Annotated in this window: 22 protein-coding genes and 1 pseudogene; 11 read left to right on the top strand and 12 right to left on the bottom strand. The window is 36.8% G+C overall.

The features are described from left to right. Positions 1-790: UvrD-helicase domain-containing protein (locus RT445_RS00075; RefSeq protein WP_313469214.1), on the bottom strand; the 790-nt coding region annotated here is incomplete at its 3' end. A 169-nt stretch (positions 791-959) separates the two neighbouring features. Between RT445_RS00075 and RT445_RS00080 the strand changes: the two genes are divergently transcribed. Beyond that, entirely contained in the window at positions 960-1,676 is a 717-nt protein-coding gene (locus RT445_RS00080; RefSeq protein ID WP_274795428.1) for a glycerophosphodiester phosphodiesterase, read from the top strand. A gap of 94 nt (positions 1,677-1,770) precedes the next feature. Here the strand turns inward: RT445_RS00080 and RT445_RS00085 are convergent, their stop codons facing one another. After that, on the bottom strand, positions 1,771-2,793 hold the full coding sequence (locus RT445_RS00085; protein ID WP_274795429.1) for a DUF2804 domain-containing protein: 1,023 nt from the start codon (positions 2,791-2,793) through the stop codon (positions 1,771-1,773). A gap of 182 nt (positions 2,794-2,975) precedes the next feature. Here RT445_RS00085 and RT445_RS00090 point away from each other — a divergent pair, with 182 nt between their 5' ends. Beyond that, a complete protein-coding gene (locus RT445_RS00090; protein ID WP_274795430.1) occupies positions 2,976-3,470 on the top strand; it encodes an amidase domain-containing protein in 495 nt (164 codons plus the stop codon). Between the two features lie 96 nt (positions 3,471-3,566). Then, entirely contained in the window at positions 3,567-4,139 is a 573-nt protein-coding gene (locus RT445_RS00095) for a nitroreductase family protein (RefSeq protein WP_274795431.1), read from the top strand. A gap of 51 nt (positions 4,140-4,190) precedes the next feature. On the opposite strand, the gene RT445_RS00100 is transcribed toward RT445_RS00095, so the two are convergent. Together RT445_RS00100 and epsC are read right to left on the bottom strand one after the other, a co-directional pair. Further along, positions 4,191-5,573 (bottom strand): dipeptidase, encoded by a 1,383-nt coding sequence (locus RT445_RS00100; RefSeq protein ID WP_274795432.1) that lies wholly within the window; start codon positions 5,571-5,573, stop codon positions 4,191-4,193. 264 nt (positions 5,574-5,837) lie between these two features. Continuing rightward, on the bottom strand, positions 5,838-6,764 hold the full coding sequence (gene epsC / locus RT445_RS00105) for a serine O-acetyltransferase EpsC (RefSeq protein ID WP_274795433.1): 927 nt from the start codon (positions 6,762-6,764) through the stop codon (positions 5,838-5,840). 439 nt (positions 6,765-7,203) lie between these two features. Between epsC and RT445_RS00110 the strand changes: the two genes are divergently transcribed. The 4 genes from RT445_RS00110 to RT445_RS00125 all read left to right on the top strand — a co-directional run bounded on the left by RT445_RS00110 (position 7,204) and on the right by RT445_RS00125 (position 9,850). Continuing rightward, positions 7,204-7,938, top strand: coding sequence for an amidohydrolase (locus tag RT445_RS00110; protein ID WP_312505081.1), 735 nt, complete (start codon positions 7,204-7,206; stop codon positions 7,936-7,938). A 64-nt stretch (positions 7,939-8,002) separates the two neighbouring features. Continuing rightward, a complete protein-coding gene (locus RT445_RS00115) occupies positions 8,003-8,359 on the top strand; it encodes a M20/M25/M40 family metallo-hydrolase (protein ID WP_312505079.1) in 357 nt (118 codons plus the stop codon). Between the two features lie 34 nt (positions 8,360-8,393). Then, positions 8,394-9,587, top strand: a complete 1,194-nt coding sequence (gene dpaL, locus RT445_RS00120; protein ID WP_274795435.1) for a diaminopropionate ammonia-lyase — start codon at positions 8,394-8,396, stop codon at positions 9,585-9,587. Positions 9,588-9,673: 86 nt separating this feature from the next. Further along, positions 9,674-9,850: a Rid family hydrolase gene (locus RT445_RS00125; protein ID WP_274797258.1), complete on the top strand. Its 177-nt coding sequence runs from the start codon at positions 9,674-9,676 to the stop codon at positions 9,848-9,850. 200 nt (positions 9,851-10,050) lie between these two features. Here RT445_RS00125 and RT445_RS00130 read toward each other — a convergent pair whose 3' ends face one another. The 3 genes from RT445_RS00130 to RT445_RS00140 all read right to left on the bottom strand — a co-directional run bounded on the left by RT445_RS00130 (position 10,051) and on the right by RT445_RS00140 (position 12,602). Next, positions 10,051-10,944 (bottom strand): AraC family transcriptional regulator, encoded by an 894-nt coding sequence (locus tag RT445_RS00130; RefSeq protein ID WP_312505076.1) that lies wholly within the window; start codon positions 10,942-10,944, stop codon positions 10,051-10,053. Positions 10,945-11,082: 138 nt separating this feature from the next. Continuing rightward, entirely contained in the window at positions 11,083-11,826 is a 744-nt protein-coding gene (locus RT445_RS00135) for an SDR family NAD(P)-dependent oxidoreductase (RefSeq protein WP_274795437.1), read from the bottom strand. Positions 11,827-11,846: 20 nt separating this feature from the next. Then, positions 11,847-12,602: an SDR family NAD(P)-dependent oxidoreductase gene (locus RT445_RS00140; RefSeq protein WP_313469219.1), complete on the bottom strand. Its 756-nt coding sequence runs from the start codon at positions 12,600-12,602 to the stop codon at positions 11,847-11,849. A 190-nt stretch (positions 12,603-12,792) separates the two neighbouring features. Between RT445_RS00140 and RT445_RS00145 the strand changes: the two genes are divergently transcribed. Beyond that, positions 12,793-13,917: a helix-turn-helix domain-containing protein gene (locus RT445_RS00145; RefSeq protein WP_312505071.1), complete on the top strand. Its 1,125-nt coding sequence runs from the start codon at positions 12,793-12,795 to the stop codon at positions 13,915-13,917. 302 nt (positions 13,918-14,219) lie between these two features. After that, positions 14,220-14,768, top strand: a complete 549-nt coding sequence (locus RT445_RS00150; protein WP_155592487.1) for an RNA polymerase sigma factor — start codon at positions 14,220-14,222, stop codon at positions 14,766-14,768. Between the two features lie 476 nt (positions 14,769-15,244). On the opposite strand, the gene RT445_RS00155 is transcribed toward RT445_RS00150, so the two are convergent. The 5 genes and pseudogenes from RT445_RS00155 to RT445_RS00175 form a co-directional block, all read right to left on the bottom strand. After that, the gene (locus tag RT445_RS00155) at positions 15,245-15,691 is read right to left on the bottom strand and encodes a MarR family winged helix-turn-helix transcriptional regulator (protein WP_274795440.1); all 447 of its coding nucleotides are present in this window, start codon (positions 15,689-15,691) and stop codon (positions 15,245-15,247) included. A 23-nt stretch (positions 15,692-15,714) separates the two neighbouring features. Beyond that, positions 15,715-16,119 carry a transcriptional regulator Spx gene (gene spx, locus RT445_RS00160; protein ID WP_274795441.1) on the bottom strand — a complete coding sequence of 135 codons (405 nt, stop codon included), beginning with the start codon at positions 16,117-16,119 and terminating at the stop codon, positions 15,715-15,717. 395 nt (positions 16,120-16,514) lie between these two features. Continuing rightward, a pseudogene (locus tag RT445_RS00165) lies at positions 16,515-18,068 on the bottom strand (ABC-F family ATP-binding cassette domain-containing protein); the annotation flags it as partial. Positions 18,069-18,114: 46 nt separating this feature from the next. Then, positions 18,115-18,300: an SE1832 family protein gene (locus tag RT445_RS00170; protein WP_274795443.1), complete on the bottom strand. Its 186-nt coding sequence runs from the start codon at positions 18,298-18,300 to the stop codon at positions 18,115-18,117. 198 nt (positions 18,301-18,498) lie between these two features. Continuing rightward, on the bottom strand, positions 18,499-19,545 hold the full coding sequence (locus tag RT445_RS00175) for a PseG/SpsG family protein (RefSeq protein ID WP_274795444.1): 1,047 nt from the start codon (positions 19,543-19,545) through the stop codon (positions 18,499-18,501). A 231-nt stretch (positions 19,546-19,776) separates the two neighbouring features. Between RT445_RS00175 and RT445_RS00180 the strand changes: the two genes are divergently transcribed. Both RT445_RS00180 and RT445_RS00185 read left to right on the top strand, forming a co-directional pair. Then, complete coding sequence (locus RT445_RS00180) at positions 19,777-20,610, top strand: oxidoreductase (RefSeq protein ID WP_274795445.1); 834 nt, start codon at positions 19,777-19,779, stop codon at positions 20,608-20,610. Positions 20,611-20,735: 125 nt separating this feature from the next. Beyond that, positions 20,736-21,290: an NADPH-dependent FMN reductase gene (locus RT445_RS00185; protein WP_274795446.1), complete on the top strand. Its 555-nt coding sequence runs from the start codon at positions 20,736-20,738 to the stop codon at positions 21,288-21,290. Positions 21,291-21,334: the final 44 nt, after the last annotated feature.

The raw sequence follows: 21,334 nt of genomic DNA on the forward strand, positions 1-21,334 counted from the left end.
GTAAAACATCTCCGATATAATCAATAAATAACTTATTTGGTGCTAAAATCATGAGCTGCTCTGGATTAAAGTTCTCACCCATTGTGTAGAGGAAGTAAGATATACGGTGTAGAGCGATTGTTGTTTTTCCACTACCTGCTGCACCTTGCACAATAATTGGTTGACGAAGGTGTGCTCGGATAATGTCATTTTGCTCCTTTTGAATTGTCGAGACAATTTCGGTTAGTCGAACATCTGCTTTCCCAGCTAACGCTTCTTGCAGTAGTTCATCGTTTGTTGTTAAGTCAATATCACGTATATCGAGTAATTCGCCATTCTCAATCTTGTATTGTCTTTTAGCATAGAGATGTCCTTTATGAACTTCTCCGCGGACATCATATTCCATATCGCCAAGACGTCCATCATAATAGACATTGGCTACAGGTGAGCGCCAGTCAACAATAATGGGCTCATGGGTTTCGCGATGAAAGAGTGAGGTTTTCCCGATGTAGAGAAATTCCTCTGGATCGCCTGTCTTTTGGAAATGAATTCTAGCAAAGTATGGCTTCTTACGAACAGCTTCTAGGCCTTCCTTTTGGTTACGAGCCATTTCAAAGAATCTGGCATTTGTTAAGATATTTAAATAACTTAAACTTGAATCTAAGTAATCAAGGTCAGCCATAGATTTACGAATATTTTCCTGGGCCGATTGTAAATCTCTTTGTGATTCATTGAGTATTTGCTGCATATATCTTTGGGTATATGCCAACCGCTCTACTTCAGCCTGAAAATCTGGATGTTGTACAGTCATTTTTAGCACCTCCTAGGTACTTACAATTTCAAAGTAGATTATCATACTACTATATATAATATTTACCATCAAGTGAAAGCAGAAAAGTTAATTATGCTACTATTACATTGAGGTTTGGAAAGCTTTATTTTTTAAGTTTCTTTAAAGGAAATAGAGGAGGTTAATGATTTTGGATATTTTTGCACATAGAGGTGTCTCGGCACGCTACCCAGAAAATACAATTGCGGCATTTCAAGCGGCAGCTAGGCTTCCTATTGCGGGAATTGAGCTAGATGTTCATTTAACAGCAGATAAAGAGGTGGTAGTCATACATGATGAAACAATTGATCGTACCTCTAATGGTTCAGGCTATGTGAAAGATTTTACATTACAACAGTTACGTACATTTGACTTTGGTTCGTGGATGTCGCCGAAATTCAGCGGAGAAACGATCCCTACGCTAGGAGAAGTATTGGAGCTGTTTGCAGGTACAAATCATCGAATTAATATCGAGCTGAAGACAGATATTATTTCATACGAAGGAATTGAAGCACTTGTTCTCAAAGAGGTTGCAGCACAGCAAATGACAGAGCGAGTCATTATTTCATCTTTCAACCATGAATCCTTACAAACCGTTTCACAAATTGCGCCATATATTGAAATTGCAGCATTGTTCGCAGAGGTTTTAGTGGATTTTACGACTTATATTGCTCTCATCCCAGCTAAAGCACTACATGTTAGTCTACCGACAGCCTTTCGCAAATCAGTTAAATTAGCATTAGCTGAAGGGGCAATCGTTCGTGTTTATACAGTTAATGATGAGCGCCATGCCCGATCTTTGCAACAGCTTGGTATACACGCGATATTTACAGATGATCCTGAGAAAATACTTCTTGCCCTTAGCTAGAGCAATGGGGGTGCTAGGAGACATCAAGCTTCCGTGGAATAACAAGTTATTATAGTAATACCCACGGGAAGCGGCGTCTTCTATAAGATGTGTACTACCATTTAGCGCGATGTTCCTCAATGCCTCCAAGCATCTGTTGAATAACCAGTGTTTCACCATTATCGAGTAGAATGGAGCCATCATAATAACCAAATAGTTGATGTACCTCTGATTTAACCAATTTCGCATTTGTTTGAGCAACACGTTCAAAAAATGGAGAGAATGTTAGTGAGACTTGATTAGAGAATTTTGTTTTTACTTTCCAGCGCTGCATATAATCCTCGGAATCATATTGAAACAATAAATCCTCATGTATTTTTGTCATTTTACCATCCACAAAAATTGCATTTTCAGTCATGCCAGTGCCGTCTGTCCATTTACCTCCTAAATTAAGTCCAATGCGTCGTCCACGAACCCGCTGGGAAGCCATTCCCCAATTCCACAATGCCTCACGGGGCCAAATACCTCGTCCATAATCTAACACTGCAAAATTTTCTTCAGCTGAGAAATTAAAACGTCGAGTACCAATTGTGACAAAACCTGAAGTTGGTAGTATATGATGCTTGCCTGTAAACTGAAATGTTTTACGATTCCAAGGGATGACAACATTTAAAGTTTCGTCTGTAGGAGGATGTTGAATAATAAGCTTTGCACGTAAAACGTCTCCATCAAAGTTTGGTATGGAAACCGATAAATGGGTTTCATTTTGAATAAATAATTGATCAATCATCATTTCGCTATTTTTAAAGGAAACGGATTCTAAAACCTGTGAAGGCATTTTTAATTTACCACCGAGGGGAATTGTAATCGTTTTTTCGAAATAGCGCTGTGTTTCATATTCAAGAAAATAAACGAAGCAGACTGCTGCATAATCTAGATGACTAATTGTAGCAGAGAAAAGGATTTCATCACCATAGACACACCAATAGTTCCATTTCTTTTTACGCATGATATGACCGCTTAAATTACTATTAATGAGTGGTTTACGTGCAAATCCGATGGCTGCTGGATTTAAATTACCCTTTTTATCGCATAAAAGAGTTGGCTGCAAAATTTCTTTCTCAGCATGCTGCTTCACATTGAACATCCCTTCTGGTCATTAAATAAAATCTACATTTCTTTAAACCTTATTGTAGCAAAAATGTTCTTGAAAATGGAAAAGAACATGCTGATTATAGCTGTTTTCAGGTAAGAATAAGAGGAAGGACCTAACTAATAGAAATATATAAGTAGACATATGATGGCATGAGGAGGGGATGTATGGCGAAAATGTATAACAGACAGGCTGCTGTTCAGTATGCCAATTTATGGTGGAATAGACGTAATCCTGCGTTTCCTAATTTTGATGTTGATTGCACAAATTATATATCTCAGTGCTTACTAGCAGGCGGCGCACCAATGCGAGGAGCACCTAGCAGAGATAAAGGGTGGTGGATGCAACAAGGGAATTGGAGCTTTAGCTGGTCCGTAGCCCACTCATTAAGATGGTATTTAGAGGGATCTACAACTGGATTAAAAGGCACGCGTGTGCAATATGCTGAGGAATTAGAGCTGGGAGATGTTATCTTTTATGATTTTCAAGGAAATGGAAGGATCGACCACTCTGTGATTGTCACAAGCATTCAAAATGGCATACCTTATGTGAATGCGCATACCTCGGATAGTATTAATCGACCGTATTTTTACGAGGACTCTACAGCCTATACACCGAGCATGACTTACTTTTTCTATCATATAGACGACAGCTTTGCATAGGAAGAGGTAGTGTTAAAGCATATCATTTTATGATAATGTGAAAGATAGAAGAAATAATTTAAATATGTTGTCTTGTGGTAGAAGGAGAATAGATATATGAGCGAACAAATTTTATCTGTTAGAGATGCAATTATGCAACGACGATCCATTAAAAAATTTAATGGTCAGCCTGTAGAGCGTGAAGATTTAATGGCTATTATTGATGATGCAGTATGGGCCCCGAATCACGGTAACCGAGAGCCTTGGCGCTTAGTAGTAGCTTGTGGAAAGGAAATTGTAGATCTGCATCATTTATTACGTGACCTGACTATTCCAAAATGGCAGGAGCTTTCAAGTGAAGATTTAGCAAAGCAAATGATGAAGTTTACATTACCAGGTGGTTATGCCTTTGTTATCGTGCCAGAGGATGCTCGTCAAAAAGAGCGTCTAGAAGATTACGCTGCTGCAAGTACCTTCATTCAGAATATACAATTATTGGCGTGGGATAGAGGAATCGGCTCTTGCTGGAAAACACCAGCCTTCTTAGACAATCCAAAATTCCGTGAGGCCCTGAAAGTTCAACCAGGAGAGCGTGTCATTGCCATGCTACAAGTTGGCTATTTTGATGAAGTGCCAAAAGGTAGAGAACGCAAACAGGCTGCTGAAATTGTCACTGTGTTTGGTGAGTAACAAAAAATCCCTTCGCTAAAAAGCGATGGGATTTTTATTTGTTAGAAACTATTATTTTTGTAATTCAGCAACCTCGAATAAATAGTCACTTAAAACACGTAAGCCTTTATCGAAGTTTTCTAGATGGAAGTGCTCGTTTGGTGCGTGGAAGTTTTCACTTGATAGACCAAAGCCCATTAACACCACAGGTAATGCTAAAATTTCATCAAATGCAGCGACGATAGGAATAGAGCCACCACCACGTGTGTAAGCAGTTGGTACATTATACACTTTTTCATAAGAACGTCCTGCTGCTTGGATAAATGGATGGTCGAATGGAGTTAAGAATGGACGACCTTTATCGAATTCAGAAATGTTAATTTCCACACCAGCAGGCTTATGCTTTTCAACATGCGCTTTTAAAAGGGCGACAATTTCATCAGGCTCTTGGTTTGGAACAAGACGACATGTGATTTTAGCGCCAGCTTCAGCAGGTAAAACTGTTTTGATGCCTTCACCAGAGAAACCACCAAATACACCATTCACCTCAAGTGTTGGACGTGCCCAAGTTCGTTCTAAGTATGAAAACCCTTGTTCACCGAATAATTCTTTTACGCCAACTTCCTGTTTAACTGATTCTTCATCAAAGCCAAGTGCAAGGTAAGCTTCACGTTCTTCCTCTGTTAAAGGCAATACTTTATCGTAGAAGCCATCAACTTGAATTGTTCCATGTTCATCACGGAAGGATGCTAAAATTTCAGCTAATGCATGAATGGCATTTTGTACGCCACCACCGTAAAGTCCAGAGTGTAAATCTCCCTTAGCCCCACGAACATCAATTTGAATGCCTGTTAAACCACGTAAGCCATAGCAAACCGCAGGCTTACCAGGACCATAGAGACCTGTATCAGAAATTAAAATTAAATCTGCTTCTAATTTTTCCTTATTTTGCTCTACATAGGCTGGTAGGTGTGGGCTGCCGATTTCTTCTTCGCCTTCATAAATGAATTTAACGTTAACTGGTAAAGTCCCCGTTGTCGCAAATAGTGCCTCAATCATTTTTAAGTGCATAAACACTTGCCCTTTATCATCACTAGCACCACGAGCAAATAATTTATTGTCGCGAATTGTAGGATTAAACGGCTCACTATCCCATAAATTTAATGGATCAACCGGTTGCACATCATAGTGACCGTAAAATAAAATCGTTGGTTTTCCTTCAGCGTGTAGCCAATCTGCATAGACAACAGGGTGCCCAGCTGTTTGGGTAATAGAGATATTTTCAAGATTTAGTTTCTCAAACGCACTAGCTAACCATTGTGCGGCATGTTGGATATCTTCCTTATGTTCAGATAAAGAGCTAATACTTGGAATTCGTAAAAATTCCTTCAATTCATTTAAATGTGCTTCACGATGTTCTACAAAATAAGCATCTAATTGCTGTAAATTAGTCATCTAGCATCCCTCTTTCTAATATTTCGATAATAGAAATAGTATAGCATATCAAAACTCGAAAGTATTGAAAGCTGCGATTCTGATTTTATGATTCAGAGGGAGTAATTTTTTCTTTCAGCATAGATGCCTGTTTCATATATAAAAGACACTGTTGGCTCAACAGTGTCTTTGGGAGGATCTTCGCCACCGGGGGTTAATTCGGTTTGGTGGAGATCTTTTATTTGTTAGCTCATCTATGAAATTTGTAGGGAAGATGAGTTTATATTAACTCTTTTTTGTTTTACTGCTACTAATGTTTGGTGATGGTGGTGAGTTGTAGACACGTGAATAGGGTGGGATTGAATTCATTAGCCAAATATTACTGCCTAGCACTGAATCATGGCCGATCGTCGTCTCGCCACCTAAAATTGTTGCACCTGCATAAATAACGACATTATCCTCGATATTAGGATGTCGTTTAATTCCTTTAATTGGATTACCATTTTCATCAAGAGGGAAGCTTAATGCCCCTAATGTAACACTTTGATAGATTTTGACGTTATTGCCTATGTTACATGTTTCACCGATAACGACCCCTGTGCCATGGTCGATAAAGAAGGATTCTCCAATTGTTGCCCCTGGATGAATATCGATTCCTGTTAAACTGTGTGCATACTCTGACATAATACGTGGCACAATCGGTACTCCCTGTTCATATAGCTCGTGTGCAATACGGTGAATATATACAGCTACGATTGATGGATAGCTTAATAAAATCTCCTCTGTAGAAAGAGCAGCCGGGTCACCGTTGTATGCTGCCTGAATATCTGTTTGCAAAATTTTACGGATATTCGGGAATTGGGAGATTAACTTCATTACAATACGGTCCGCATCCTCTTGACACGTGCAGTTGTCTGTATCGCTATTATATTCCATATTGTAAATTAATACTTTTTCAATGATATCACGTAAATCTAATGCCGTTTCACGCAGTTTATTACTACTTACAATATTAATTCGAGTATTATCGATCGGTGGAGCCGTATGAATACCTGGGAACAGCACTTCGTGAAAATTATCTAAAATTTTATAAATTTGATTGCGCCCAACAAAGCCTATTGAATTTTCGATATCAACATATTGCCGGTTAATATCGTTTAATGAACTTGTGATTTCTGGAACTTTTTCATTTAGCCAATCATTTAAATTCATAAATAAATCACACCCTTCACTTTCATAATATAAAAATACTGATGTAATAAAAGTATATAGCATTTCATCCATTTATGAGATAGTTATTCAAATTCTTTTAACAAGTATTATTTGAGAAGAAGTGTAATAAGTCTATATACAATATTTATATTTATTTGTAGATTACTTTTTTATTTACCTCTGAAAAACTTGTAATTAAAAGGGATTCTCCTTTTGCTGTCGTTTGTTTATCCCCGCTAAAATGAACATACCTCAATATATTTATAAAATTAAATAATAACCTTATATATTTTAGAATTAACTAAAGATTAAAATGCCTGTAGAGGGAGGAGAGTATACTAAAAGTTTCATTTATATAAATCACAAAGTAGGGGGATGGCAGCATGGAATTCCTTGTTGTGATAATCGGAATTATTCGATAAAAATCAGGGGGTATATGATGAGTAACGCAGAATTTAAAAAACAACTACAAGAATGGCGACAACAATTACACAGAATTCCTGAGACTGCTTTCGAGGAAGTAAAAACATCGGCTTATATAGCACAAGAACTCAAAAAGATGGGTTTAGAGGTACATGAAAATATCGGGCGTACAGGTGTTGTAGCAAGCCTTACTGTTGGAGAAGGGAACGGGATTATTGGATTACGAGCTGATATGGATGCATTAAATCTAATGGAAGTGAAGAAACTTCCTTATCGCTCAGAACATCAAGGAAAAATGCATGCATGTGGACATGATGGTCACATGACTACTTTATTAGGAGCCGCTAAATTACTTTCTACTCGAAAAAACTTTAATGGTACTGTTCGATTCATCTTTAAACCTGCTGAGGAAATTGGAAAAGGTGCTCAAGCGATGATGGACGATAAATTATTTGAACGCTTCCCAGTTGACGCAATTTACGGCCTGCATAATATGCCGGGATTACCAGTTGGAACGATTCATACTAAGTCAGGTCCGATTATGGCTAGCGAAGATAACTTTGTTATTCGAATTAAAGGAAAAGGCTCACATTCATCAAGTCCACATATGGGTATTGATCCTTTAGTAATAGCAGCAGAAATTATTCTTGCACCAAACAGTAGTGGCGAGAAATCTAGATCCGCTTCAAACAGCAGTTGTATCATGTACAGAAATTCATTCAGATGGAATTCGAAATGCAATTCCCTCTAATGTAGAAATTAAAGGAGATACGAGGAGCTTTACTCCAGAAGTTCAAAAACTTTTAGAAGAAAGAATGAGAAGTATTTGTGAAAGTATATGTGCCATGCACGGTGCAGAGTGCGAATTTGAGTATACTCATGAATTTTCGCCGACAATTAACTGGGATGAATGCAATGAAACGGCTATCATAGCAGCTAACAATGTTGTTCGTGTAGAAAATACAAACAGTGATTGTGTACCAATCATGGCCTCGGAGGATTTTGGTAAATTTATAGAGGAAATTCCCGGCTGCTTTGTATTCCTTGGAAGTAAAGATGAAGATGAAGAAGTCATTCCACTGCATAACTCCCATTACGATTACAATGACGCAATCTTAGAAACAGGTGCTGAATTCTTTGCCGAAATTATTAAACTATGTCTAGCAAAATAATAGATTGCTTACAGAGAATTGGAGATGATTAAATATGAAGTTAGTAAAGCTTAATAGAAAGAAAAAACCTAGTATTAACATTGATTTTTTAGGCGTAGAGGAAGCTCAAAAAGTGCATACATTTCACAAAAGTTTCCCACAGTATGAACCAACACCTTTAGCTGTTTTAAATAAGTTGGCTCAGGAATTAAATGTTAGCAAAGTATTTGTCAAAGATGAATCATATCGCTTTGGATTGAACGCATTTAAAGCTTTAGGTGGTTCCTATGCGATTGGACAACACTTAGCAAGTCAATTAAATATTGATCCTGCCAATGTAACTTACGACAAGCTTGTTTCACCTGAAGTGAAAGAAAAATTAGGCGAAATGACTTTTATTACTGCAACTGATGGAAATCACGGCAGAGGTGTCGCATGGACAGCAAAAAAATTGGAACAAAAATCTGTTGTATATATGCCTAAAGGATCTTCTGAGGAAAGATTACAACATATTAAAAACTTAGGAGCTAATGCATCTATTACTTCTGTTAATTATGATGATACGGTTCGTTTAGCTGCTGAACATGCTGAGAAAAATAATTGGGTATTGGTCCAGGACACAGCATGGGAAAACTACGAGGAAATACCAAAGAGAATTATGCAAGGCTATATCACAATGGTGGTAGAAACATATGAGCAGCTTAAGGAGATAGGTGAAAAGCCTACACATATCTTTATTCAAGCTGGTGTTGGCTCACTAGCAGCAACAGTTCAAGGTTTCTTCGCAAACATTTATGGTGAAGAGCGCCCAATTACCGTTGTTGTAGAACCAGACAAGGCAAATTGTATATTTAAAACGGCCGAAGCAAATGATGGTGAACTACACTATGTAAAAGGTGATATGGATACCATTATGGCAGGGTTGGCTTGCGGTGAACCAAGTACATTAGGTTGGGAAATTTTAAAAGATTATGCTGACGCCTTTCTTTCCTGCCCAGACAACATCGCTGCGCAAGGAATGAGAATTTTAGCAGCACCGATTAAGGGTGATGTACAAGTTATTTCAGGTGAATCTGGGGCAGTTGGGGTAGGGGCTGTAAGCGAAATTTTAAGACGAAGCCAGTACGCAGAATTAAAGGAACAATTAAACCTTACTGCAGATTCAAAAATTCTATTCTTTAGCACGGAAGGTGATACGGACGCCACACATTATAAAAAGGTTGTATGGGATGGGGCATATTCAATATAAACCATCCTATAGGAGATAGCATAATGAGTATTGAAAAAGTATCAACAGATAAGGCATCAGCAGCAATTGGTCCTTATTGACAAGCAATTAAAGCTGGAGATTTTTTATTCGTGTCATGGCAGCTTACTATAAACCCTAAAACAGGAGAGTTTCCAGAAGGGGGAGTAAAAGAGCAAGCTCATCAAGGTTTTAAAAACATAAAAAGTATTCTAGCAGATGCAGGGTTTAATTTTACAAATGTAGTGAAAAAATCATATTATTAAATAACATCAATGATTTTGCCACAGTAAATAAAATTTATATGAAATATTTTGCTGGTGATATTTTACCTGCTCATGCAGTTTATGCAGTGGTGTTTACCAAAAAATGCATTAGTAGAAATAGAGGTGATCGCATACTACAGATAAAATATATTTTCCTAAATTAAAGGTTTAAGTCCGTTGTTTAATAGGACTTAAACCTTTTAATTTGAAGGTCCGTTATTTAAAATCTTTTTTTGATAGGCTAATGGAGTCGTACGCATTATTTCTTTAAATTTGCTAATGTAATAACTCGTACTATTAAATCCTACTTGATAAGCGACTTCCGTAACAGAAAAATCACTTCGCTGTAATAAATATAAGCTTTTTTTAATGCGATAATCGATCACATAATTCAAAGGGCTCATTTTAAAATATCTACAGCATTCCGATTTACTAAGCTGCCCTGCACGTGCTATATCTGCTAACGTTATCTTTTCCATATAATATTGATGAATCCAACTTAGCATTCCTTTAACTCTATTGTTTTTCAATTCTTCTGATTCTATAAATTGTAATTGAAAACCACTAGCGATTAAATTCCTCCAAATAAACGTTAACTTAATTGATATATCAACCTCATATTTTTGTGGTTTTTGATCAATATATTGATATATTTGATAAATAGCATTTAAGATATTCTTTCCCCAAAGTTCATCCGTATTTATTAGGATATAGGGTAAATTAGTTGCTTCTATATACGGTTTTACATAAATATTATAGAGCTCTTGCGATAAAATATAGTGAGGAGAGACGTTTAAGCAGATAAAAGTGCAACTTGTATTACTTTTTGACATATGCAATCGACCGCTATTTATAAACAAACCATCTCCTTCTTTAAGTTCGATGTATTCCTCATTTACTTGAAAAATTCCTTCACCCTGTAAAACGGAAACAAATTGAATTTCTTCATGCCAATGAAGGGGAACGTAACCATATATATGATTAGAGTTATCGTTTGAGATGACTGATTTATAGCATGCAATGGGCATAACAAAAGTATGATGTTTTGTTAATTCTCTTAAATTTTCATCAGTTGATACAATAATCTTTTGCATAAGTATCACCTCAATACTTTTCTTTTGGATTATTATAATTAATTTTTTCTTTTTTTGTCACTTATGTTAGCTGGTTTTCAAACCTAAAAAAAAGCGCCTGAAATTCGGAAAAAACCGAATTCAGACCCTTTATGTTTATTAATGAGCAGTGTAGCCACCATCGACAAGTAGAGTTGTACCATTGACAAAGCTTGAGTCGTCGCTCGCTAAGAAAAGTACAGCTTTGGCAATTTCTTCTGGTTTACCAAGACGACCTTGAGGATGAAGGGACGCTAAATATTCTTTCTTTTGAGCATCTACTTCAGCAAGTAAGGGTGTATCGATATAGCCAGGACATACTGCATTTACACGAATGCCTTGTTTAGCGTAAGCTGTACATAAATTTTGAGTTAATAATTTTACTCCGCCTTTTGCAGATGAATAGGCTGTAGGATTTGGTAAGGCAACGAAACTATGAATGGAACCAGCATTGACAATAACGCCACCAGTTCCTTGGGCAAGGAATTGTTCAATTGCATATTTATCAGAAAGAAATACACCTGATAAATTAATATCAATGGTTCTTTTCCATTTTTCGAACGATAGCTCATGTGCCGGTGCATCATCTGCTACGCCAGCATTTGCATACATAATATCAAGTTTACCGTATTTATTAACTGTTTCCTTAATCATATTTTGAATGTCTTCTTCGTTTGTTACATCTGTTTTTATGAATAATGTATCAAAACCTGCACCATTTAATTCTTCTGAGATACTTTGACCACGGTCAGAAAAATCGGCAATGACTACTTGGGCACCTTCTTGGACAAAGAGGCGTACTGTAGCCTCACCGATACCACTAGCACCGCCTGTTACGATCGCTACTTTATCTTGTAATTTCATTTTAAAGACCACCTTTATTGTTATTTTGCAGTTGCTCCACCATCAATAACGAATTCAGCACCGGTTGAGAATGAAGATTCATCAGAAGCTAAAAATAGAACGGTTTGCGCTACTTCTTTGACAGAGCCTAAACGACCTAATGGGAACAAGTTTTTCCCTAACTCATCTTTAGAGCTTCCTATTGATGCTGATGCATAATCTGCCATACCTGTATCAATATAGCCAGGATGAATAGAGTTGACGCGTACACCATATGGGGCATATTCCATTGCGGCATCTTTAGTCATAATGCGAACAGCGCCTTTACTAGCTCCATATAATACATGTCCAGCAGCGCCTGTTAGACCAGCAATAGAAGAAGCATTTATAACAGAACCTTTATTTTGTTTAGCCATAAGTGGCATAATGTGCTTCATACCTAGGAAGACACCTGTTACATTAATGGACATTAAACCATTCCAATCAGATAGTTCGATCTCAGCGAGTGGTTTAATAATATAAATACCCGCATTGTTGAATAGGATATCTACTTTGTTAAATGTTTTTATTGTTTCGTCTGCGACTTTTTTCCAGTCATCTTCATTGCTAACATCATGACGAACAAATAATGCTTCTCCGCCAATAGCTTGAATATCTCGGATTGTGTCGTTACCAGATTGTTCATTTATATCAGTAATGACTACTTTTGCTCCTTCTTTAGCAAATAATAGTGCCGTTTCTTTCCCGATTCCTGTACCTCCACCTGTAATAATGGCTACTTGATTTTCCAGTCTCATTGCTAGCACGCACCTTTCATTATTTCGGTTTTATGGTTACCTAAGGATTCAAAAGTATTCGCATTGTTTAGCGATACTTTCATCTTACTCCTTTCAATTTGAAATACTATCCTATAAGATGCTGTATAATATAGTGAGTGAATATCCTCCATTTATAGGGGTATTTTAGTGTGAAGGAGAAGATTTTCCTATGACGCATCCGTTTCAGTCAGTTGAAGAAGTAACACTGCAGGAATTTGTGTTATTTATTAAAATTCATCATAAACAAATTGAAGAGAATACAAATATTTATCTTAATCTAGAACCTTCTATAGCCGAATCTGATCAAAAAAGGGTAGCTATGCTACTGGATTCGTTTTTACGCTTAACGACACATACAAACATTGATGAATTAAATGAAGATGATAAATCATTTTTTACTACGTGGCTTCAATCACAGCTGTCTATTATTGATAAGAAGAGCTTTAATTTATTTCAATTAATTTTTGAGAAAGCATTGATTACCTTTATGATTCAGCAAAAGAGTAGCCGAACGAACGCCATCTTAATGTATGTGCTATCAAAATTTACGTTTCTAGTACAGCTTTACTATGGGGGAGATCACAATGCTAATTATCGATCTACAGATAATCAGGAATTGAAGTATTTACAGTTACTGGATAGGCTTGATAAATTGTTGATTAGTTCCACAGGTTATCAGGACTTAGCCTATATTTTAAAAAAATGCGAAGAGTATTTTAGTTATAAAAGATGCGTTTTTTACGCTTATGTCCCATGGTCCAATCAATTTTATGGAGTTATTGGAGCAGAGCTTTCTAAGGTGCAAAGTATGAAAGGGCAGCTAACTGGGGATAACACGATACTTAGTTCAAAAAAACCCATTTATTTAAAAAACCCTAAAAATTACGTGAAGGAGGAGCATATTCAGTTATTTAATTTATCCTCCATTATTTTTATCCCTATTATGCGACGAGACCAGTTATTTGGATGGCTGACATTCGATCAGCTAGGTGAAGAATTTGATTGTACAAAAGAAGAGTTATTGCTTCTAGAAGAAGTGGGAAATCGTCTAGGGTTATTTTTATCGCGTAAGGGTGAGAAGGTAGAAAAAAATACAGAGCTACATTTAACAGAAAGGGAGTCAATGATACTTGGCTTGCTTGCTGAAGGCTATGACAATAAAAAAATTGGCGGTTTCTTGTTTTTAAGTGAGCATACAGTCAGAGATTATGTAAGTAGTCTAATGACAAAACTCAAAGCGAAAAATCGAACACAGGTCGTTGCCTCTGCTTTTCGTCTAGGACTGTTAAGCTAAACAAACACATGCACTTCTGCTAGGAGTGCATTTTTAGTATGTTGTCTACCTAAAATGTCTCAACACCTTTCTGAAAATAATTATTATTTAAAATATAGTTATGAAAATAGGGAAGTATTGTCATCTAGTTATCCGCTGCAGGGAAAGAAATATAGTAGTAAAACAATTTTTACGAATATTACAAGCAAAAGCGTTTAAGCTTACACGATTGTAATGAAATTGAAAGCCAATGCGATAGAGTGTAATACATTATTTTGCGAGAATGTGTATAGAAGCAAGAACAAGAAGCGGAGGCATACACAATGAATGAAAAATTAGAAGGCGTATACGAGGAGTACAATCGTTATATATATCACTTATGTTTAAAACTAACTCGCAATAATGTAGAAGCTGAGGATTTAATGCAAGAAGTTTGGGTTAAGGTTGTACGCTATGAAGACAGCGTTGCTGAGGTGGAGCATATTAAAGCTTGGCTGACAACTATTACAATGAATACTTTTAGAGACCGCTATCGTAAAAAAGTGCGTCGTAGTAAATATATGATGAACCAACCTGAAACATTAGACGTACCGATTTTAGATTTGGTTCCCAATAATGATATTTCAACAGAAGAAAAAATTGAAAAGGATATTGTCACAAAACTAGTCCAAGATAAAATGGAGCAATTAGATGCCATTTATCGAAAAACTTTATGGTATTTCTACATAGACCAATATTCACTTGCAGAAATCTCTACGATTATGAAAGTTTCCATAGGAACTGTGAAGTCTCGTTTGTTCCGTGCAAAGGCTCGTTTAAAAGAAATGCTCATGTCGGATACAGCTATTGTGGAATCTGTGCTACCAGCGTAATAAAAGCCGATTGGTCGCCTACCACAAGTACTTAGACAGAAGTATTCGTTCGGCTAATCAAAAAAAGATGCATTCGCAAATATTTGCGAATGCATCTTTTCATGTTGTGAAAGAAATGAGGTAACTAATAGAAAAAAGACCTTTTGACTGGGCTGATTTTCGTTCCGCCAGCTCCCCATTTCAGGGGAGAGTCCGATGAGTCATTTCACTTTGTTCGCTCAAGGGTCTCATCTGTGAGGCATATCCCATAGAAGTGACATTGTCTCCTCTCCAATCAACTAAGCTACAAAGGCTTTATGCTCATTATGACTTTTTTAGAGAAAGGAAAGGCTCTCTATAATTAGTCACAATAACAATAAAATGAGTAAACACTTTCATTTTATATGCGAGACCTTTGCTAAAAAAATAACATTTTTTTGCGAAAGAGTAAGCCTTTTTTACCTTTTACAAAAATGCTATAGATTGTTTTGAGTTCTTTATTCTGATCGATTCGTCTCAACATCCAATAGACATTTAGAAAAAATATTTCGTAATGTTTGCAGTTCTTCTGCTGTTAGCATCCCAAACATATTGTTAATAATTTCGCTCACTTGTTGACGAGATTCTTTTAGGATATTTTCTCCTTCAGCAGTTATGACAAGTTGAGAAGCTCGTCGGTCTGTAGCGTGCTGTGTTTTTTCAATAAAGCCTCCATTAATAAGCTTTGTTGTTAACACTGTGACGCCACCAGTGGTTACTTTTAACCGCTCAGCAATAGCAGAAGGGCGTTTTGGGCCCTCCTGCGATAAGTAGTCTAAAATTAAAATATGGGATTTTGAAAAGCCGAGCACATTATGATTATTCCACTCGTTTGCCCACTTACGCTCAATAGATGAAACGACTTCAAACAATGAGGTAATGGCTTTTTGTTTTTCTTGATCCATAGAAGGTCATCTCCAAAACTGTTTTAGCTTTCTTGTGCCAATCTTGTCATCGCATTTAATTCGTATGCACGCACTTTACGTGGGATAAAACGACGGATGTCCATCTCATTGTAACCAACTTGAATACGTTTTTCATCTATTAAAATAGGGCTTCGCAACATTCTTGGGTGTGCCTGGATAATAGCGAATAGCTCTTGAATAGAAAGTTGTTCAATATCGATATTTAAGTTTTTAAAATCATTCGAGTTAGTTGCGATAATTTCATCTGTGCCATCTTCCGTCATACTTAGAATTTCTTTAAATTCTGCAAGAGTAAGAGGGTGAGATGTAATACGTTTTTCTTTATATTCAATGTTGTGATCTTTTAACCATTTAAGTGCTTTTCTGGATGAAGAACAGCTCGCTTGTGAGTAAATTGTAACTGTCATTCTTCATTCCTCGCTTTCTTTTTTAGATTATATTTTACAAATAGCTTATTAGTAAGTTAAGTGGTCTATATATATCTTACTAGTAAGCTATATATAAATCAATAGTTAATTGAAATATTTTCTCAATAGCAAAATATTTTTTTAGTTATATTAAGTATACGAAGCATACAGCAAAAGGTTTCATTTATTCAGCTTACAATGATGTAAGTATAGTGTCTTGGTGTAATGGGTTTTGGGTTACCCACGGGCTTGTCCTAGAGGAGAGAGATTATAAAATATGAATGTAAATTGTTAGTCCACTGATTATATTATGTTTAAAGATGTCTAATTATACATAGTAATTTCAAAAAAATTAAAAGAGCAGCCCCTATAATATGTGGGAACTGCTCTTGATATTAGCTTTGTTGTCCAGAAGTGAACCAATCTTGTACATTCCAAACCTTTGTTACTAGCCCGTCATAGAATTCTGGTTCATGGCTTACTAGTACGATGGTGCCTTTAAATTCTTTCATAGCACGTTTTAGTTCATTTTTTGCATCTACATCTAAATGGTTTGTCGGTTCGTCAAAAAGAAGCCAGTTAGCTTCTTCCATCATTAATTTACATAAACGAACTTTTGCTTGCTCACCACCAGATAATGAATTGAGTGGGCGTGTAATATGGTCCGTTTTTAAACCAGCTCTTGCTAAAGCGGCACGAACCTGCGCTTGTTCCATAGAAGGAAAGGCATTCCACACATCATCAATTGGAGTGATTTTCTCTGCTTTAACCTCTTGCTCAAAGTAAGATGGATAAAGGTAATCACCTCGAACCACTTTTCCGCCAAGGGGATTAATTTTCCCTAGCATCGTTTTTAGTAATGTTGATTTACCTACACCATTCATGCCTACTAGCGCGATCTTTTCGCCACGTTCAATGGCAAAAGTTAGTGGAGGAAGCAATGGCTTGTCCTTATCATAACCTATGACTAAATTTTCAGCCTCTACAACATAGCGGCCAGATGAACGTGCTTCTTTAAAACCAAATTCAGGTTTTACAGCCGTCTCTGGTCGATCAATTCGTTCTAAACGATCGAGCTGCTTAGCACGAGATTTTGCACGTCCAGTAGTAGAATAGCGCGCTTTATTTTTAGCGATAAAGTCCTCTTGTTTCTTGATGAATTCCTGTTGCTTTTCATATGCTTCAATATGCTGGCGTTTATTAATTTCAGCAAGCTCTAGGAATTTTTCATAGGTTGCTGTATACCGCGTTAATTTGGAAAACTCAAGTTGGAAAATAACATCCACTGTCTCGTTCATAAATTCTGTATCATGTGAAATTAGGAGGAATGCATATGGATAGTTTTTTAAATAGTTCTTTAGCCAAGTAATATGTTCCTCATCTAAATAGTTCGTAGGCTCATCTAGTAATAGGACTTTCGGTTTTTCTAATAACAGCTTTGCTAGTAAAACCTTTGTACGTTGTCCACCAGAAAGGGCAGCTACATCACGTTCTAAGCCAATGGCATCAAGACCAAGTCCGCGTGCAACCTCTTCAATTTTCATATCAAGAGAATAGAAATCGCCCGCATCGAGTGCATCTTGAACTTCCGCCATTTGCTCTAGCAGAACCTCTAATTCTTCAGGTGATGCTTCTGCCATTTTCCCTGTAATGTCATTTAGCTCTTCTTCTTTTTTGTATAATGGTAAAAAGGCATCGCGTAGCACCTCACGCATTGTTCTGCCAGCAGTTAGTACAGTATGTTGGTCTAGATACCCATAATGTGTACCAGGAAGCCACTCAACTTTTCCTGTATCATGAATTGTTTGCCCCGTTATGATGCCCATTAATGTAGATTTACCTACACCGTTAGCTCCTACGAGTCCAATGTGATCACCTTCTACTAATCGAAACGAAACATCTTTAAAGAGTGTACGATCACCAAAAGAATGACCTAAATTTTCAACTGTTTATATTGCCATATTAGTTCCTCCAACTATCCTTCGTGTTTACATTTTATAGTTCAGCTAATTGTTTATTAAGTTCTGCTAGCTTAGCTTCCATATTAGCAAGGCGTTGCTCTGCTTTTGATACCTGATCGTTGTGCCCAGTAGACTCTAATTTTTCGATATCACCTTGTAAATTCATATAGTCCATTTTTAACTCTTTAATTTGGTATTCAATATCGCTTTTTGTTGGCATGATTATGACTCCTTTATGAGAATGTTTGTATAGCGAATGCGTGTAAAAGCGATGGAGGTTTTTTTGAGCCCCCACCGCTTATAATTTAAATCAATCGGGTTCTGATAATTTTTGAATCTGCCTATGTTCCAACTTTCACAAGAAGAGCTGGAGTGAAAAATTCTTATATATTGTATCATAATCATCTTCGAAGTAGCACTAAGTAGAAGCGATATTATGACGATCATAAGCAAAATCTAAAAGTAAAGCTTGGAGTGTTTCGTTGTTTGCTGCAAGATTGAGTTGTCGCTGCTTTCTTACAGCCCGTTCACTGCGAGCTTCATGTAAAAGGAACTCCATAACAGCATTTTGGATTTGTGATTGCTTCATTTTACGACCAAGTCCAAGATGAATGAAGCCGTTATGCTCCCGAGGGAAAGCATGTAGTAGTTCAGCTTCAGTTTGTGCAAGTGTAATGCAGGGCACACCATAAGAAGCAATTTTATAAGGTGTATAGTTAGCATTACAAATAATGACATCAGCTTTCGGTAATAGTTTAAGGAGTGCGTTTTTATCGCGAAGAATAGCGGTATTGCGACGACTTAGAACCATCATTTGCAAATCATCTGTTGCATGGCGATAGCTATCGTCAATCATAACTGTAATTTGTAGTGGAATTTGTAGTTGAGTTAAGTGTCGAAGTGTTCGGTAGGTTAAATTATGCTCGTCCCCATCTTCGAAAGCAACAACGATATGGGGAGGGTTTTCAGGTGTTTTATTGTCAGGGATGTCGTCAAACTGTTGATAAGCTTCTGGTAGTGCAAAAACAAAACTTCCGCCAATATAATGCGACGGTAAATAATCTTTAACTTCTTGATAGAGTGCTAGTAATACACAATCACAGGCTTGACCACCTTCACCAAAGTCATCGAAGTGAATAATGGTTTTACAGAAAGGTCGTAAATCTTGTACTTGCCAGCTTTCAGAGTTACGCCCATCTCTGACAATTAAATCAGGCTGAATTCCTTTGATTTGCTTAGGCAGTTCGTTAAAATGGTCAAATAAAATAGGAGAAAGACCTTCATTCATTAAAATTTGAATACCTTCATTCGAAGGAGTCTTTACAAATATAAGAACTTTCTCATTAGTAAGTAGCTTAGCTAATGTTGAAACCCGTTCAAAAGGATACAGCCCTTTATCAATACAGCTTTCAATAATGAAAACAATCGTTTTTTTTGGTTCAATTGCTTGCGTTTCTTTTTGCAAATGTATCCCACCCTTTCCTCTGTCTCTTTAAATTATGGCGAAGAAAGAACAAGTATGTGTAAAATTTAGGATTTGGTCACGATGGACTTTAGAGAATCTTCTAAATTGCTATCTTGAAGGACATCATAATTAACTTTTTAATCATCATAAAATTGGTCGATATATATAGTAAGGCCAAGATAAGGAAAGAAACATACGTTAATGTAAATTATGGAGAAGGAGGGGAGAAGCATGAGCATGCGTGCGGCGATTGTTGTAGGGGCAACAGGTTTAACGGGTTCCTCTCTTGTTGAACAACTATGTAACAATAATGAATATGTTTCAGTAACAGTTATTGCACGGAGAAAGCCAACTTTTACACATCCAAAGCTAGAAGTGAAAATTTGTGATTTTGATCAGATAGAAGAACAAGATATTGAATTTGCTCATGAATTGTATTGTTGCTTAGGAACAACTATAAAAAAAGCAGGTTCTCGTGAGATGTTTGAAAAGGTAGATTTTGAATATCCATTAGCAATTGCCTCCTTAGCAAAAAAACGTGGCATTCCTCATTTTATCGTCATCACAGCAATGGGAGCCAATGAAAATTCGCCTTTTTACTATAATCGGGTTAAAGGAAAACTAGAGCATGATTTAGTGGAGTTGGGTTTACAGAGGCTTTCTATTATCCGACCATCACTGTTAGTAGGAGATCGGGATGAATTTCGATTAGGGGAAAAGGTAGGAGAAAAACTATTAAAGTTTGCACATCCTCTACTAATAGGACCTTTTAAACGCTCTAGAGCAATTGATGCCTCACAGGTGGCTAAGGCTATGATCATCATTGCCTTATATGGTAAGCAGCAGTCAGTCACTATTTATTCGTCAGATGAATTAGCAACATGCGAGTATCCCGAAGCTTCAGAAGATACCATTTCAAGAGAGGTATTATTTAACTGGGATAAGCTACATGAAGGCGAGAAAGTAAATCGTGATGTAGTTATTAATCGAGATAAATATAAGCTTGAGGAAACAGTTATTGATAAGGAAGTCCATTTTCGGCATCGCGATCAAGAGAAAAAATAATGTAAATAGTGTTTTCGTTCCGCCTAAAGACTGAAATTGTTCCTTTCCACACTACAGTTCTTTCCGAGCCACTTTTCATTTGTTACAATATTATTGTAGAAGATGAATGTGGAGGCAAAGTAAAGATGAAAATTTTACTCGTTGATGGCACAATGTTTGGTCGTAAAACAGGTGCTATTTTAGAGCAAGTGGAACAATATATTAAAGAATTAGATGCTAGTTTCGAGTTAGAAATGATGCATTTTAGTCAATATAAGCATCAAATTGTGGATGGTTCACCACTCAACGATGATATGAAGAAAATGATTCAACAATTTGAGGAAGCAGACGCTTATATTATTGCAACACCTATTTTTCAAGCGTCCATTCCAGGTGTTTTGAAAAATGCTTTCGACTTCTTACATCCTAAAACAATGCGTTATAAGCCAGTATCCATTGTTGCGAATGGAGGCACATATCAGCACCATCTTGTAGTCGAAAATCAATTAAAGCCGATTTTGGATTACTTCCGTGCTCTTGTAACGCCTAACTATGTATACACACACACATCACATTTTGATGCAGATAATAAAATTGTAGATGAAGATGTGCACAGCCGGTTACGTGAATTAGCACGTGTATTTGTTCAATATTGCGAAATGAGCAAGAATTTGCCGAAGGAAACAATTGATCAACATTAAAATAACCCTTGTACGGTGGTAAGAAATCACTGTGCAGGGGATTT

It is taken from the genome of Lysinibacillus sp., assembly GCF_032093475.1.
GTDB lineage: Bacteria > Bacillota > Bacilli > Bacillales_A > Planococcaceae > Lysinibacillus > Lysinibacillus irui.

Bases quoted from the DNA above. Each gene is read 5' to 3' on its own strand.
- RT445_RS00090 (WP_274795430.1), top strand. From the start codon at position 2,976: ATGGCGAAAATGTATAACAGACAGGCTGCTGTTCAGTATGCCAATTTA.
- RT445_RS00095 (WP_274795431.1), top strand. From the start codon at position 3,567: ATGAGCGAACAAATTTTATCTGTTAGAGATGCAATTATGCAACGACGA.
- RT445_RS00100 (WP_274795432.1), bottom strand. From the start codon at position 5,573: ATGACTAATTTACAGCAATTAGATGCTTATTTTGTAGAACATCGTGAA.
- epsC (WP_274795433.1), bottom strand. From the start codon at position 6,764: ATGAATTTAAATGATTGGCTAAATGAAAAAGTTCCAGAAATCACAAGT.
- RT445_RS00110 (WP_312505081.1), top strand. From the start codon at position 7,204: ATGAGTAACGCAGAATTTAAAAAACAACTACAAGAATGGCGACAACAA.
- RT445_RS00115 (WP_312505079.1), top strand. From the start codon at position 8,003: ATGAGAAGTATTTGTGAAAGTATATGTGCCATGCACGGTGCAGAGTGC.
- dpaL (WP_274795435.1), top strand. From the start codon at position 8,394: ATGAAGTTAGTAAAGCTTAATAGAAAGAAAAAACCTAGTATTAACATT.
- RT445_RS00130 (WP_312505076.1), bottom strand. From the start codon at position 10,944: ATGCAAAAGATTATTGTATCAACTGATGAAAATTTAAGAGAATTAACA.
- RT445_RS00135 (WP_274795437.1), bottom strand. From the start codon at position 11,826: ATGAAATTACAAGATAAAGTAGCGATCGTAACAGGCGGTGCTAGTGGT.
- RT445_RS00140 (WP_313469219.1), bottom strand. From the start codon at position 12,602: ATGAGACTGGAAAATCAAGTAGCCATTATTACAGGTGGAGGTACAGGA.
- RT445_RS00145 (WP_312505071.1), top strand. From the start codon at position 12,793: ATGACGCATCCGTTTCAGTCAGTTGAAGAAGTAACACTGCAGGAATTT.
- RT445_RS00150 (WP_155592487.1), top strand. From the start codon at position 14,220: ATGAATGAAAAATTAGAAGGCGTATACGAGGAGTACAATCGTTATATA.
- RT445_RS00155 (WP_274795440.1), bottom strand. From the start codon at position 15,691: ATGGATCAAGAAAAACAAAAAGCCATTACCTCATTGTTTGAAGTCGTT.
- spx (WP_274795441.1), bottom strand. From the start codon at position 16,119: ATGACAGTTACAATTTACTCACAAGCGAGCTGTTCTTCATCCAGAAAA.
- RT445_RS00170 (WP_274795443.1), bottom strand. From the start codon at position 18,300: ATGCCAACAAAAAGCGATATTGAATACCAAATTAAAGAGTTAAAAATG.
- RT445_RS00180 (WP_274795445.1), top strand. From the start codon at position 19,777: ATGAGCATGCGTGCGGCGATTGTTGTAGGGGCAACAGGTTTAACGGGT.
- RT445_RS00185 (WP_274795446.1), top strand. From the start codon at position 20,736: ATGAAAATTTTACTCGTTGATGGCACAATGTTTGGTCGTAAAACAGGT.